General features: G+C 69.3%; 13 protein-coding genes. 7 read left to right on the plus strand and 6 right to left on the minus strand.

What is annotated here, in order from left to right:
• The first annotated feature begins 60 nt into the window (after positions 1 to 60).
• The 3 genes from ACFY9I_RS34340 to ACFY9I_RS34350 all read left to right on the plus strand — a co-directional run bounded on the left by ACFY9I_RS34340 (position 61) and on the right by ACFY9I_RS34350 (position 2,206).
• A complete protein-coding gene (locus ACFY9I_RS34340; protein ID WP_391008783.1) occupies positions 61 to 321 on the plus strand; it encodes a UBP-type zinc finger domain-containing protein in 261 nt (86 codons plus the stop codon).
• A 326-nt stretch (positions 322 to 647) separates the two neighbouring features.
• Entirely contained in the window at positions 648 to 1,061 is a 414-nt protein-coding gene (locus tag ACFY9I_RS34345; RefSeq protein WP_033525425.1) for an anti-sigma regulatory factor, read from the plus strand.
• Positions 1,058 to 2,206: a SigB/SigF/SigG family RNA polymerase sigma factor gene (locus tag ACFY9I_RS34350; protein ID WP_391008786.1), complete on the plus strand. Its 1,149-nt coding sequence runs from the start codon at positions 1,058 to 1,060 to the stop codon at positions 2,204 to 2,206. The genes ACFY9I_RS34345 and ACFY9I_RS34350 overlap by 4 nt, the downstream gene beginning before the upstream one ends.
• A gap of 223 nt (positions 2,207 to 2,429) precedes the next feature.
• Here ACFY9I_RS34350 and ACFY9I_RS34355 read toward each other — a convergent pair whose 3' ends face one another.
• Positions 2,430 to 2,873 carry a hypothetical protein gene (locus tag ACFY9I_RS34355; RefSeq protein WP_391008789.1) on the minus strand — a complete coding sequence of 148 codons (444 nt, stop codon included), beginning with the start codon at positions 2,871 to 2,873 and terminating at the stop codon, positions 2,430 to 2,432.
• A gap of 121 nt (positions 2,874 to 2,994) precedes the next feature.
• Between ACFY9I_RS34355 and ACFY9I_RS34360 the strand changes: the two genes are divergently transcribed.
• Together ACFY9I_RS34360 and ACFY9I_RS34365 are read left to right on the plus strand one after the other, a co-directional pair.
• A complete protein-coding gene (locus tag ACFY9I_RS34360; protein ID WP_391008792.1) occupies positions 2,995 to 3,966 on the plus strand; it encodes a diacylglycerol kinase family protein in 972 nt (323 codons plus the stop codon).
• Positions 3,967 to 4,285: 319 nt separating this feature from the next.
• Positions 4,286 to 4,543, plus strand: coding sequence for a WhiB family transcriptional regulator (locus ACFY9I_RS34365; RefSeq protein WP_003992873.1), 258 nt, complete (start codon positions 4,286 to 4,288; stop codon positions 4,541 to 4,543).
• Positions 4,544 to 4,735: 192 nt separating this feature from the next.
• Here ACFY9I_RS34365 and ACFY9I_RS34370 read toward each other — a convergent pair whose 3' ends face one another.
• Positions 4,736 to 6,202: a histidine kinase N-terminal domain-containing protein gene (locus ACFY9I_RS34370; RefSeq protein ID WP_391008942.1), complete on the minus strand. Its 1,467-nt coding sequence runs from the start codon at positions 6,200 to 6,202 to the stop codon at positions 4,736 to 4,738.
• A gap of 579 nt (positions 6,203 to 6,781) precedes the next feature.
• Here ACFY9I_RS34370 and nagB point away from each other — a divergent pair.
• Positions 6,782 to 7,567: a glucosamine-6-phosphate deaminase gene (nagB, locus tag ACFY9I_RS34375; protein ID WP_391008795.1), complete on the plus strand. Its 786-nt coding sequence runs from the start codon at positions 6,782 to 6,784 to the stop codon at positions 7,565 to 7,567.
• 100 nt (positions 7,568 to 7,667) lie between these two features.
• Here the strand turns inward: nagB and ACFY9I_RS34380 are convergent, their stop codons facing one another.
• From ACFY9I_RS34380 to ACFY9I_RS34395, 4 genes are all read right to left on the minus strand, one after another.
• The gene (locus ACFY9I_RS34380) at positions 7,668 to 9,275 is read right to left on the minus strand and encodes a glycoside hydrolase family 3 N-terminal domain-containing protein (protein ID WP_391008798.1); all 1,608 of its coding nucleotides are present in this window, start codon (positions 9,273 to 9,275) and stop codon (positions 7,668 to 7,670) included.
• Between the two features lie 7 nt (positions 9,276 to 9,282).
• A complete protein-coding gene (locus ACFY9I_RS34385) occupies positions 9,283 to 10,146 on the minus strand; it encodes an ABC transporter permease subunit (protein WP_391008801.1) in 864 nt (287 codons plus the stop codon).
• Positions 10,143 to 11,135 (minus strand): ABC transporter permease subunit, encoded by a 993-nt coding sequence (locus ACFY9I_RS34390; protein WP_391008804.1) that lies wholly within the window; start codon positions 11,133 to 11,135, stop codon positions 10,143 to 10,145. The genes ACFY9I_RS34385 and ACFY9I_RS34390 overlap by 4 nt, the downstream gene beginning before the upstream one ends.
• A 233-nt stretch (positions 11,136 to 11,368) precedes the next feature.
• Positions 11,369 to 12,655 (minus strand): extracellular solute-binding protein, encoded by a 1,287-nt coding sequence (locus tag ACFY9I_RS34395; protein WP_391008807.1) that lies wholly within the window; start codon positions 12,653 to 12,655, stop codon positions 11,369 to 11,371.
• 368 nt (positions 12,656 to 13,023) lie between these two features.
• Here ACFY9I_RS34395 and ACFY9I_RS34400 point away from each other — a divergent pair, with 368 nt between their 5' ends.
• Positions 13,024 to 13,788: a UTRA domain-containing protein gene (locus tag ACFY9I_RS34400; protein WP_391008810.1), complete on the plus strand. Its 765-nt coding sequence runs from the start codon at positions 13,024 to 13,026 to the stop codon at positions 13,786 to 13,788.
• The last annotated feature ends 20 nt before the right edge of the window (positions 13,789 to 13,808 follow it).

A 13,808-nucleotide genomic window follows, 5' to 3' on the forward strand; every position in this document is an offset into this window, starting at 1 on the left:
CGCTCTCCGCCGCCTTCGTTTCCGCGCGAGCTTTCGCGCACCCGTCGTAACCTGGCAGTCATGAAACAGTGCACGCACACGGACGCGCTGCCGCACCCCGAACCCGTACCCCTCAGCGAAACCTGCTCGGAGTGCCTGGCCTCGGGGAACCACCCGGTGCAGTTGCGGATGTGCCTGGAGTGCGGGCACGTCGGTTGCTGCGACTCCTCGCCGATGCGACACGCGACCGCGCACCACAAGGAGAGCGGCCATCCCATCATGCGCACGTTCGAGGCGGGCGAGAGCTGGCGCTGGTGCTTCGTCGACCATGTACTCGTCTGAACGACCAGGCCGAACACGTCCGCGACATCGCACGACGGAACCATGCCACCCCGGGACACGTCGACGTACTCGTGCGACAAGGTTCGGCAGCCGGACGCCTGGGTACGTCAATCCGGCGCGCGCTCTTCCTATTTGAGTCCCGCAGACCCCTAGCCACCGAGCGTATTCATGGGCTTACTATGAGTGACAACATGGGGTGGGGTCCTCGGGACCCCGAGGACACGGCGCTCTGAGGCGCGATAGCGTCACCGCTGAACCACGTAGCGCGTTACCCCGGGGGGCGACCCTCGGCCCCCGAAAAAGCTTGTACCACCTTGGAGGTGAGGGTGTCCCAGATCGCAGGCGAGCCCGGGACCCAGGACTTCGTGGAAGTCCGGCTGCCGGCCGCGGGTGCCTACCTGTCGGTGCTGCGTACGGCGACGGCCGGCCTCGCGGCCCGTTTGGACTTCACCCTCGACGAGATCGAGGATTTGCGCATCGCGGTCGACGAGGCCTGCGCGATCCTGCTACAGCAGGCCGTGCCCGGCTCGGTGCTCAGCTGTGTCTTCCGTCTGGTCGACGATTCGCTGGAGGTCACGGTCTCGGCCCCCACCACGGACGGCCACGCCCCCTCGCGTGACACCTTCGCCTGGACCGTGTTGTCGGCCCTGGCGGGCAAGGTCTCCTCCGCGGTGGCCGACGACAAAACCGTTTCGATCAGCCTCTACAAACAGCGCGGCGCCGGACCCGGGCCGGCGTGAGGAACGGGGACGGGCCGGTGCGGGACGAAGAACGCGGCACACGGGAACTGCCCGCGGAGGAAGACGGCGGTCCGAGCGGGCCGGCGCATCTCGCGGACGGCGTCGACGGCATCCCCGAGCAGGCCCGGCCGCACCCGGAGGACGACTCCGTGGCGACGGCCGGAGCGTCTCGGTGGAGCGAGCCGGCCGGCGACGAGACGCCCTCCGAAGGGCGCAGGGATCCGGAGGGTGCCCTACGGAGCACCACGCCCTCACGAGGGCGGACTGGGGCCTCCCCCGCTCGCGCACAGTCGAGAGCTGGGGGAACGGTGACGGCGGGCGGGACTATGAGCGAGCACGAGCGACACGACGAGGCGGGCGCGCAGAGCGTGCGAAGCACGCAGCACGTCCCTCAGGACCGCAGCGGGGCGCGAGCCCTGTTCGTGGAGCTGCGCGCCCTGCCGGAGGGCAGTGCCGAGTACGCGGAGCTGCGCAACCGGCTGGTCAGGATGCACCTGCCGCTCGTGGAGCACCTCGCGCGCCGGTTCCGCAACCGCGGCGAGCCGCTGGACGACCTGACGCAGGTCGCCACCATCGGCCTGATCAAGTCGGTCGACCGCTTCGACCCGGACCGCGGTGTGGAGTTCTCCACATACGCGACCCCGACGGTCGTCGGCGAGATCAAGCGGCACTTCCGCGACAAGGGCTGGGCGGTGCGGGTGCCGCGCCGGCTACAGGAACTGCGCCTGGCGCTGACCACGGCCACGGCCGAGCTGTCCCAGCAGCACGGCCGCTCCCCGACGGTGCACGAGCTGGCCGAGAAGCTGGCCATCTCGGAGGAGGAGGTCCTGGAGGGCCTGGAGTCGGCCAACGCCTACTCCACCCTCTCCCTGGACGTCCCCGACACCGACGACGAGTCCCCGGCCGTCGCGGACACCCTGGGCGCCGAGGACGAGGCCCTGGAGGGTGTCGAGTACCGGGAGTCCCTGAAGCCGCTGCTGGAGGACCTCCCGCCGCGCGAGAAGCGCATCCTGCTGCTGCGCTTCTTCGGCAACATGACCCAGTCGCAGATCGCCCAGGAGGTCGGCATCTCCCAGATGCACGTCTCCCGCCTGTTGGCGAGGACCTTGGCACAGCTCCGGGAGAAACTGCTCGTCGAGGAGTAGCCGACGGGGCCTCGTCGCGGAGTAACCGGCGGGGCCTCGTCGCGGAGTAGCCGGCAAGGGCCTCGTCGGGAGCAGTCGGGAGGCCTCGTCGAAGGGCGGCCGTCGGGTCTCGTCGAGGAGTGGCCGACGGGAGTGGCGAAGGTGCCGGTCCGCCCGACCGGCTACCGCCTACTCCCTCCGCCCGACCGGCTACCGCCTACTCCCTCCGCCCGACCGGCTCCACCTACTCCTCCACCCGGCCCGGCCCCTGGATCCCGAGAGCCCGGGTCGTCGCGGGATTGATCAGCAGCACCAGCGCGGTCACCGCGACGACGGCCAGCACGATCCCCGCCGGGATCGCCACGCTGTCCGCCCGCAACAGGTTGTAGGCCACCGGCAGCGCCATGATCTGCGTGATCACGGCGGGTCCCCGGCTCCAGCTCCGCCGCAGCAACAGCCCTCGCGCCGCGATCAGCGGCAGCAGGGCCAGCGCGATGAGCGTGATGCCTCCGGTGACACCGGTGCTCAGGTCGTCCGAGTCGCCGGTGAAGCCCAGCACCAGCATGGCGCCCCCGCCCACCAGCAGGGCCGCCCCCTCCAGCGCGGCCAGCGCCGCCGCGGCGGTCAGCCGCCCGGGGCGGGGCTCGGCGTCGGAGGTGTCCGGCGTGGGGATCTGCTCAGAACTCACCCCTGAAGGGTAGCCGTCGCCCCTTCGCGCGCCCCCACGTGCGCATCGTCACTCCCTGATCTCCCCCTTGATCTCCACCTCGGTATGGGCCGAGTACCACCCAGTAGGTACGCTGCAACCCATGCGTGCACTTCTCGTGGTCAATCCGGCGGCAACCACCACAAGCGCACGTACGCGCGATGTGCTGATCCACGCGCTCGCGAGCGAGATGAAGCTGGAAGCGGTCACCACCGAGTACCGCGGGCACGCCCGGGACCTCGCCCGCCAGGCCGCCGAAGGCAAGGGGGACGTCGAGCTGGTCGTCGCGCTCGGCGGCGACGGCACGGTCAACGAGGTCGTCAACGGCCTGCTGCACCACGGCCCCGACCCCGACCGACTCCCCCGCCTCGCCGTCGTCCCCGGCGGCTCCACCAATGTCTTCGCCCGCGCCCTGGGGCTTCCCAACCACCCGGTGGAGGCCACCGGCGTCCTCCTCGACGCCCTGCGCGAGAGCCGGGAGCGGACGGTCGGCCTGGGCATGGCCTCCGGCACCCGGGGCACGGAGGACGAGACGGTGCCGTCCCGCTGGTTCACCTTCTGCGCCGGCCTGGGATTCGACGCGGGTGTGATCGGCCGGGTCGAGCAACAGCGAGAGCGGGGACGGAAATCCACACACGCTCTTTACCTGCGTCAGGCTTTCCGGCAGTTTCTGGAAGAGCCCCACCGCAGACTCGGCACGATCACTTTGGAGCGGGCCGACGAGGACCCCATTTCCGATCTTGTGCTGTCCATAGTCTGCAACACGTCCCCGTGGACGTTTCTGGGCAATCGCCCGGTGTACGCCTCGCCTAAGGCCTCGTTCGACAAAGGTCTCGACGTGCTCGGTCTCAGCCGCATGTCGACGCCCGCGCTCGCCCGATATGGCACGCAGTTGCTCACTTCGTCCCCCGAGCGTGGCCCCCAGGGCAAGCACGCCACCACCCTGCACGACCTGACCGACTTCACCTTGCATTCGAAGGCGCCCCTCCCCCTTCAGATGGACGGCGACCACCTCGGACTGCGAACGAGCGTGACGTTCACAGGCGTACGCCGTGCACTGCGTGTGATTGTGTGAGCGGAACGGGCAAAAGTCCTTCCACTCGAACGTTTAGGCCAGGGTCCACCCCATGGAAGTACGGCTGTGACACAGTCGACACCGAGGAATCAAAAAAAACTTTCCGGAAGGGGTTGTATCCGCCGCCGAGGTTTGCGAGTCTCTACGTGGCGCTCCGGACAGCCCGCAACACCGGCTCAAGCAAGCGCCAGAACCCCTCCTCAATCCACAGGACCACACCAGTCCGTCTGGTGATCGGCCCTTCACTTGTTGAGGGATTCGTGAAAGCGTTCACATTCACAAGCTAACGTGCATGTAATACCAAGGAGAGGTAGCAGCCATGGACTGGCGTCACAACGCCGTTTGCCGCGAGGAAGACCCCGAGCTCTTCTTCCCCATCGGCAACACCGGTCCTGCGCTGCTGCAGATCGAGGAAGCCAAGGCTGTCTGCCGTCGCTGCCCGGTTATCGAGCAGTGTCTGCAGTGGGCGCTTGAGTCCGGCCAGGACTCCGGCGTCTGGGGTGGTCTCAGCGAGGACGAGCGCCGCGCCATGAAGCGCCGCGCCGCCCGCAACCGGGCCCGTCAGGCATCCGCCTGACATCCCACCCAGCAATAGCCTGAGCTTGGCGGCGCGCACAGCGAGTGCGCTTCTCCCGCCCCCGAGCCGCAGCGCGCAGTGCCCCCGGTGCGCTTAATCAGCCACGAGCCTGAGCCCCGGACCACACGATGGTCCGGGGCTCAGTGCTGTGCCGACGTACGACGTCTGTGGTGGGAACCGGGAGCGCCGGCGCTACTTCTGGGCGCGTACCGGGATGTCGAGGATCACCTGGGTGCCGCGCTCGGGGGCCGGGACCATGTCGAAGGTCCCGCCCAACTCCCCTTCGACCAGCGTCCGTACGATCTGCAGGCCGAGGTTGCCCGAGCGGTGCGGGTCGAAGCCCTCGGGGAGACCGACGCCGTCGTCCTGGACGGTGACGAGGAGACGGGTCTCCTTGGTGGTGCCGCCGCGTACCGCCGAGACCTCGACGTTTCCGGTGTCGCCCTCGCGGAAGCCGTGTTCGAGTGCGTTCTGCAGGATCTCGGTGAGAACCATGGAGAGCGGGGTCGCGACCTCCGCGTCCAGGATGCCGAAGCGCCCGGAGCGCCGGCCGGTGACCTTGCCCGGCGAGATCTCGGCGACCATGGCGAGCACCCGGTCGGCGATCTCGTCGAACTCCACCCGCTCGTCCAGATTCTGGGACAGCGTCTCATGGACGATCGCGATCGACCCGACCCGTCGTACGGCCTCCTCGAGCGCTTCCCGGCCGCGCTCGGACTCGATCCGGCGGGCCTGGAGACGCAGCAGCGCGGCGACGGTCTGGAGGTTGTTCTTCACCCGGTGGTGGATCTCCCGGATGGTCGCATCCTTGGTGATCAACTCGCGCTCACGGCGCCGCAGTTCCGTCACGTCACGCAACAGCACCAGCGAACCGATGCGCGGGCCCTTGGGCTTGAGGGGGATCGCACGGAACTGGATGACCCCGTCGCTGGACTCGATCTCGAACTCGCGCGGCGCCCATCCGCTCGCCACCTTGGCCAGCGCCTCGTCCACCGGACCCCGGGAGGGGGCGAGTTCAGCGGTCGTACGGCCGAGGTGGCAGCCGACGAGGTCGGCGGCGAGGCCGAGGCGGTGGTACGCGGAGAGGGCGTTCGGGGAGGCGTACTGGACGATGCCGTCGGCGTCGAGCCTGATCAGGCCGTCACCGACCCGGGGTGAGGCATCCATGTCGACCTGCTGGTCGGGGAACGGAAAGGCTCCGACCGCGATCATCTGGGCCAGGTCGGACGCGCTCTGGAGATACGTCAGCTCCAGTCGGCTCGGGGTCCGCACGGTCAGCAGATTGGTGTTGCGCGCGATGACACCGAGGACACGGCCCTCCCTGCTCACGGGGATGGACTCGACCCGTACCGGCACCTCCTCACGCCACTCCGGGTCGCCCTCGCGGGCGATGCGGCCCTCGTCGAGGGCGACGTCCAGGAGGGGACGGCGACCGCGCGGGACCAGGTGGCCGACCATGTCGTCCTGGTACGAGGTGGGGCCGGTGTTGGGGCGCATCTGGGCCACGGAGACATAGCGGGTGCCGTCACGCGTGGGGACCCAGAGGACGAGGTCGGCGAAGGAGAGGTCGGAGAGGAGCTGCCACTCCGACACCAGCAGATGCAGCCACTCCAGGTCGGAGTCGCTGAGCGCGGTGTGCTGGCGGACGAGTTCGTTCATGGAGGGCACGTGTGCGAGCGTACCTGGCGGTACGGACATGACCGGAAACAGTGGTGCGCCGTCCGGAATTGCGACGCGGGAACCGCGCGACCCGGCCGGAGAACACCCGCGGGCCGCGGCGCCTGAGAGGGACCCTCAACCCTCCCGGCACCGCAGCCCGGAGCAATATCGGCCGTGGGGTGTGCGGTCCCGGTCGGCCGAAGGATGAGGATCCGGAGCAGTCAGGGCAGAGAGCGCCGGGTCCTCGGTCCGCCTTCCTGTGCGGGGAAGGCGGAGGCTCGTGTTGTCGATGCGTGATCGCCGCGGTCGGGACCGCTGATCGATCACATTCCCTACCACGCATTGTTGACTAGACCACTGCGTGTGTCCATGCGTTGGCGGATGTTTGTTGTTGTTCCCCTGCCCGGGTATCCGCCGACGGCTCACTCGCAGGGTAGCCCGCTTCGGCAGGGGGTGGGCCGGAAGGTGAGGGAGAGGACGGGCATACCCACCCGAAGCCCCCTCTGCTAGATTGGTCTAAACCACATACGTCCTCCAGGTCCCCTCGCGTCACCCCTTCTCCAGATCGGCAGGCCCAGCGTGGAAGTTGTCATCGTTCCGGATGCCGAGGCGGCTGGCGAGCTCATAGCCGAGGCGATGGCCCGGTTGCTCCGGCGGAAGCCCGATGCCCTGCTCGGCGTGGCCACGGGATCGACCCCCCTGCCCGTCTACCAGTCTCTGACGGCCAAGGTGCGGTCCGGTGCCGTGGATGTCTCGCGGGCGCGGATCGCGCAGCTCGACGAGTACGTGGGGCTGCCGGCCGAGCACCCCGAGTCGTACCGCTCGGTGCTGCGGCGCGAGGTGCTGGAGCCGCTGGGGCTCGGCATGGACGCGTTCATGGGACCCGACGGGACCGCCGAGGACGTGCCGGGGGCGTGCGCGGCGTACGACAGGGCGTTGGCCGAGGCGGGCGGCGTGGATCTGCAGGTGCTCGGTATCGGGACCGACGGGCACATCGGATTCAACGAGCCGTGCTCCTCGCTCGCCTCCCGGACACGGATCAAGACGCTGACCGAGCAGACCCGGATCGACAACGCGCGGTTCTTCGACGGCGACATCGATCAGGTGCCGCACCATGTCGTCACCCAGGGCATCGGCACGATCCTGGAGGCCCGGCATCTGGTGCTGCTCGCCACGGGCGAGGGCAAGGCGGACGCCGTCGCGGCGACCGTGGAGGGGCCGGTCGCGGCGGTCTGCCCGGCTTCCGCGCTGCAGCTCCACCCGCACGCGACCGTGGTGGTGGACGAGGGCGCCGCGTCGAAGCTGAAGCTGGCGGACTACTTCCGGCACACGTACCGCAACAAGCCGGACTGGCAGGGGATCTGAAGCGACCGGAGGACGCCTGTGGGGCGCCACGGCCCGGTGGAGACGCGGGCCGTGGCGCCCCTGTGTCACCACGCCTGTGGCTGGGGGAACGTCCGACGCCCTACCGGACCCCTGCGATGACCTCCGCCGCCGCCCGTCCGCACACCCTCGCCGCGCCATGTGTCGCGATGTGGAGGGAGCCTCGGGGCGGGGCCTGGGGGATGCCCATCTCGACGACGATGGTGTCGGGGCGGGTGGCGAGGAGGGCGTCGAGGGCGGTGGTCATCCACGGGTGCCGGTGTTCGTCGCGGACGACGGCGACGATACGGCGGGTGCCGGCGACCGCCAGGGCGGAGGCGCCGGCGCTGTCGCCCGCGAAAGTGCCCGTCTCGGTGCCCGGGAGGAAGCGGGCCAGCTCGGCGCCGACACCCCACGGGGTCTCGTCGCCGACCGCGATGTTCGCCACGGCGGCGAAGGCCGCGACGTACAGGGGCTGAGTGGGCGGCATGTAGGGCTCCACGTGTGTCGTCGTGAGGGCGCGGCGGGCGGCCACGAGTCCGACGCCCGTGCCGGTGCCGCCCAGCTCCTCGATGCCCTCGGCCTCCCCGCTCTCCCGGAGCGCGCCGTGCCCTCCGACCGCCTCGCGGCCCGTCCCTGCACCCGCGCCCCCACCGGCCCGGGCACCGGCACCGGTGCTCTCCCCCGCTCCACCGGTCGCCGACCTCGTCCACTTCGCCAGGGCGCGGACCCGGTCGGCCGCGTCCGCGAGGCGCTCCTCCGGCAGTTCGCCGGAGCGGACCGCGGCGACGAGGGCGTCGCGGAGGCGGCGGACGGTCTCGTCGTCGGCCAGGCCGCCGCCGACGCAGATGGCGTCGGCTCCGGCGGCGAGGGCGAGGACGCTGCCGTGTTCGATGCCGTAGGTCCCGGCGATGGCCCGCATCTCCATGCCGTCGGTGACGATGAGGCCGTCGTAGCCGAGCTCGCCGCGGAGGAGTCCGGTGAGGATGCCGCGCGACAACGTTGCCGGGCGGTCGGGGTCCAGGGCGGGGACCAGGATGTGGGCGCTCATCATCGCGCGCGACCCGGCACTGATGGCGGCGCGGAACGGGGCCAGGTCGCGGGAGTCCACAAGCGCGCGGTCCGCGTCGATGCGGGGCAGGGAGAGGTGGGAGTCGACGGCGGTGTCACCGTGGCCCGGGAAGTGCTTGGTGCAGGCGGCGACGCCCGCGGCCTGCAGACCGGTGATGTAGGCGGCCGTGTGACGGGCGACCAGGTCGGGGTCGGCGCCGAAGGAACGGACGCCGATGACGGGGTTGTCCGGGTTCGAGTTGACGTCGGCGGAGGGCGCCCAGTTGAAGTTGACGCCGCACCCCGCCAGACGGTGGCCGAGCGCGAAGGCGACCTCCCTGGTCAGGTCCACGTCGTCGACCGCGCCCAGGGCGTGGTTGCCTGGAAAGGAGGAACCGGTGCGGACCTCCAGGCGGGTGACGTCGCCGCCCTCCTCGTCGATCGCGACCAGTACGTCCTCGTGCTCGGCGCGCAACCGGGCGGTGAGGGCGGCCAGTTGGCCGGGCGAGGTGATGTTGCGGCCGAAGAGGCCGACGGAGGCGAGGCCCTCGCCGAGGCGGCGCAGCAGCCAGTCGGGGGCGGTGGTGCCGGTGAAGCCGGGCTGGAGGACGGTCAGCGCGTCCCGGGTGAGTGTGTCCGAGCCAGTGGCGAATGTCGTCATCGGTGGGTCATCCCTTCACGGCACCCGCGGTGAGGCCCGCGGCCATTTTGCGCTGGACGAGGAGGAAGAGGACGACGATCGGCACGGCCATCATGGTGGATCCGGCCATCATCGGGGCGTATTCGGTGCCGTGCTTGGTGGTGAAGTTGCTCAGCCAGACGGTCGCCGTCTGGTTCTGCTGGCTCATCAGCATCAGGGCGTAGAGGTACTCGTTCCACGCCTGGATGAAGCCATAGACCGAGGTCGCGACCATGCCCGGCGCGAGCAGGGGGAACACCACCCTCAGGAAGGCGGTGGTGCGGGAGCACCCGTCGACCATGGCCGCCTCCTCCAGTTCGCGCGGGATGTTGACGATGAAGCCGCGCAGCGTCCACACCGTGAACGGGAGGATGAAGGTCAGATAGGTGATGATCAGGCCGGTGAGGCGGTCGTACTGGCCCAGGTCGTTCAGGAGCAGGAAGACCGGGATGATCATGGCGACCAGCGGCACCATCTGGACCGCCAGGATGCCGACGATGACGACCTTCCGACCGCGGAAGGCGAAGCGGGAGATGGCCAGGGCGGCCAGCATGCCGACGGCGACGCCGATCACGACGACCGTGAGGGAAACCACGAGGCTGCGGCCGACCGGGCCCCAGAAGTCGGCGATATCCAGTGCCCGGCCGAAGTTGGAGAAGGTGAGCGAGGTCGGCAGGAGGCTCGGATCCGGGTCGATCGCGTCCTTGGCCGGTTTGAACGCCGTGTTCAGCATCCAGTAGACGGGGAAGCCGGCGGTGACGAAGACGAGGAGGCCCAGCAGGTTCCAGCCAAGCTTCGACCTGCGGCGCCCCGAGCGGCTTCCCGTGGTGGCGATCACGTTGGTGCCGCTCATTCGACTTCTCCGATCTTCAGCATCTGGCGCATGTAGACCCCGATCACACCGAGCAGCAACAGCACGGTCAGCAGTGCGATGGCCGAGCCCTGCGCGTAGTCGTTGACCACGAAGGCCTTGTCGTACGAGTAGGTGGTGAGCAACTGGAACTCGGCCTCCGGGTGGCCGTTGCGCATCACGAAGACCTGGGGGAAGACGCCCATGTCCCAGATGACCGAGAGGGTCGTGAGCATCACGATGATCGGCTTGAGGATGGGCAGGGTGACGTAGCGGAACACGCCCCACGCGCCGGCGCCGTCCAGGCGGGCGGCCTCCTCCAGTTCCTTGGGGACCTGGGTGAGTCCGGCGCTGAGGGTGATGACGACGAACGGCACCGCGCCCCACACCACGAGCAGGGTGATGACGGCCAGGCCCTCGGGGCCGCCGGCGAACCAGTTGTGGCCGATCATGTCGACGCCGGGGAGCTTGCTGAGCAGCGCGTTGAAGATGCCGTAGTCGGAGTCGAAGAGCCACTTGAAGACGGTGGTGGCCACGATGATCGGCATGCCCCAACTCGCCACCAGCGCGATGTTGATGAGCGTCTTCACCCAGCCGGAGACCCGCTGGAGCAGCAGGGCGATCGCCATGCCGATGACCATCGTGAAGACGACGCAGGCGGCGGCGAAGACGATGGTCCGGACGACGACCGTCCAGAACTCGCTGTCGCCCAGCACTTCGGAGAAGTTGTCGAAGCCGACCGACTCCGCGGGCTGGAAACCCCACAACTGGGACTGGCCGAACTTCTGGAAGGACAGGGTGACCAGCCGGACCAGCGGATAGCCGAGGACGACGGCGAGAATCAGCAGACAGGGGGCCAGCAGGGCCCAGGGGACGGCGGCTCCGCCCACCGAACGTGTGGCCCGCTCCTTGGTGACCGCCGGCGAAGGCGGTGGCGGCACGGACCGCGCGGGCGGCACCTTCGTAGGGGCAGTCGTATCTGCGGCACTCATCGCGCGCTCCTAAGACAAAGGAAGAGGCAGCCGATCAGCGCCCCGTCAGCGTCGCCCCGTAAGGGGCGCGGGGGAACCGCGCGGCCGGCCACGACGCACCGGCACCGACCCGGCACCGCCGCGGCACTTTTGTGAATCACCCACCGGCCGGACCCGGGTCACACCCGTGGGCCAGGGGTGGCGCCTCCGGCCGGGCCCGGCCACGACGACCGGGCCCGACCGGCAGGTCACCCTCACTCGTTGTTGATGACCTTGTCGATCTCGGCGTCCGCTTCCTTCGCGGCCTCCTCGACCGACTTCTTGCCGGTGCCGATGTTCTGCAGCATGGTCTGCAGGATCTGCGCCTTCTCGACCTGGCCCCAGCCGGGCGCCATGGGCACGAACCAGTTGGACTCGGCGGCCGTGGCCGGGACGGCCGTCGCCGGGTCGTCCTTGAGGGTGGCGAGGTCGGTCCTGTTGTTGGGCAGGTTTCCCTTCTCGATCAGCCCTTTCTGGCCGGCGGAGCCGGTGAAGGCGTTGATCCACTCGGCGGCGACCGTCCGCGCGTCGGACTTCACCGGGACGGCGAGGTCGCTGCCGCCGAGGAAGACGGGCAGGTTCTTGCCGGACGGGCCGGGCATCACGAAGTTCTCGACGTTGCCGGCGAGCTTGCCGGTCTTGTCGTTCTCCTTGGCCGCGGCGGTCGCGCCCTCCCAGGCGGGGGCGAAGATCATGCCGGACCTGCCCTGGCCGTAGACGATGTACCGGTCGGACTCGTCCTTGGTCCTGTCGCCGTGCATGTACGAGTCCACGACGTTCTTGAACTCGTCCAGGCCCTTCACGGACTCCGGTGAGGAGAGGTTGGCCTTCCACTCGCCGCCGGACTCGACGGCTATGGAGCCGCCGGCGTCGTAGACGAAGGACATGGCCGCGTACCAGTCGCGGGTGGGCTGGTACCAGGCGCTGAACTTGTCGCCCCGCTTCTTCTGGACCTTGTCGAGGGCGGAGGTGAGCTCCGCGTACGTCTTCGGCGGGGACTTGACGCCCACGGCGGCGAAGACGTCCCTGCGCCAGTTGGCGACGCGGCCACCGGCGTAGTAGGGGACGCCGTAGGTCTTGCCCTCATAGGTGACGGAGGCCTTGAGGCCGTCCAGCCAGGCGCCCGCGTTGTCGAACTTCTCCGGGTCGAGGGGGGCGAAGGCACCCTTGACCAGGTAGGCGAGCATCTCCGTGTTGCCCATCTCGACCACGTCGGGGGCCTTGTCGGTGGCGAGGACGGCGTCGAGCTTGGCGTTCTTGTCGGGCCAGCCGTAGTACTCGTGCTTGATGGTGATCCCGGGGTGCTTCTTCTCGACCGCCGCGTCGGCGGCCCTGACCAGCTCGGGCCAGTTGTTCTGCGCGTCCACCGTGAGCCAGACGGTCAGCTCCTTGGTGTCCGCCCCCGTGTCGGAGCTCTCACGCCCGCTCCCGCCGCCCCCGCACGCCGCGATGGAGACCATCATGCCCGCGACACAGATCGCGGTCGTCAGCTTCCTCTTCACGCCACCCTCCTCAGGGATGCCATTCCTCAGGGATGCCACAAACCCCCCTGCTCCCCGCGGTGACAGACGTACCGCCCATGGGGCCGGGACCTGGACCAATGGTGTAGACCAGTACGCCGGAGCTTGACCCGTGCCAATCCCCCTGTCAAGAGCCCTCGAACCACCTCCCACCAGCCGTTATGCGACCTACATATGCAAGAACCTTTATGTAATGAGCCAGCGAAAACAGCGCGGTTCAGCCACACTCTTCAGGTAGACCACTGCACCCCGCCGAAGCGGGTCGACGGAGGAGCCTTCGTGGACTAGACCAGCGGGGGCTGTGCGGGTATACAGAAGGATCACGCCACTAGGAGCCGGGAAGGCGGAGCATGAGCACCGACGTCAGCAGTGCGGAGAACGAGAACGGGGCGACCGTCCGTACCGCACGCGTGCCCAAGTACTACCGCCTGAAGAAGCACCTGCTCGACATGACCGAGACGCTGCCGCCCGGCACCCCGGTGCCGCCCGAGCGCACACTCGCCGCCGAGTTCGACACCTCGCGCACGACCGTGCGGCAGGCTCTCCAGGAGCTGGTCGTCGAGGGGCGGTTGGAGCGCATCCAGGGCAAGGGCACGTTCGTCGCCAAACCGAAGGTCTCCCAGGCGCTGCAACTCACCTCGTACACGGAGGACATGCGGGCCCAGGGCCTCGAACCGACCTCGCAGCTCCTCGACATCGGCTACATCACCGCCGACGACACCCTCGCGGGGCTGCTCGACATCACCGCAGGCGGCCGCGTGCTGCGCATCGAGCGCCTGCGCATGGCCAACGGCGAGCCCATGGCGATCGAGACGACCCATCTGTCCGCCAAGCGTTTTCCCGCGCTGCGCAGGTCGCTGGTCAAGTACACCTCCCTCTACACCGCTCTCGCCGAGGTGTACGACGTCCATCTCGCCGAGGCCGAGGAGACGATCGAGACCTCCCTGGCCACCCCGCGCGAGGCCGGGCTGCTGGGCACGGACGTTGGCCTGCCGATGCTGATGCTCTCCCGCCACTCGCTGGACAAGGACGAGCAGCCGGTGGAGTGGGTGCGGTCGGTCTACCGGGGCGACCGGTACAAGTTCGTGGCCCGGCTCAAGCGGCCGCAGGACTGAGCAGCCGGGGCGGCGGACCC

This window comes from Streptomyces sp. NPDC012510 (assembly GCF_042955065.1).
GTDB lineage: Bacteria > Actinomycetota > Actinomycetes > Streptomycetales > Streptomycetaceae > Streptomyces.

Bases quoted from the DNA above. Each gene is read 5' to 3' on its own strand.
- ACFY9I_RS34360 (WP_391008792.1), top strand. From the start codon at position 2,995: ATGCGTGCACTTCTCGTGGTCAATCCGGCGGCAACCACCACAAGCGCA.
- ACFY9I_RS34385 (WP_391008801.1), bottom strand. From the start codon at position 10,146: ATGAGCGGCACCAACGTGATCGCCACCACGGGAAGCCGCTCGGGGCGC.
- ACFY9I_RS34400 (WP_391008810.1), top strand. From the start codon at position 13,024: ATGAGCACCGACGTCAGCAGTGCGGAGAACGAGAACGGGGCGACCGTC.
- ACFY9I_RS34390 (WP_391008804.1), bottom strand. From the start codon at position 11,135: ATGAGTGCCGCAGATACGACTGCCCCTACGAAGGTGCCGCCCGCGCGG.
- ACFY9I_RS34340 (WP_391008783.1), top strand. From the start codon at position 61: ATGAAACAGTGCACGCACACGGACGCGCTGCCGCACCCCGAACCCGTA.
- ACFY9I_RS34370 (WP_391008942.1), bottom strand. From the start codon at position 6,202: ATGAACGAACTCGTCCGCCAGCACACCGCGCTCAGCGACTCCGACCTG.
- ACFY9I_RS34365 (WP_003992873.1), top strand. From the start codon at position 4,286: ATGGACTGGCGTCACAACGCCGTTTGCCGCGAGGAAGACCCCGAGCTC.
- ACFY9I_RS34380 (WP_391008798.1), bottom strand. From the start codon at position 9,275: ATGACGACATTCGCCACTGGCTCGGACACACTCACCCGGGACGCGCTG.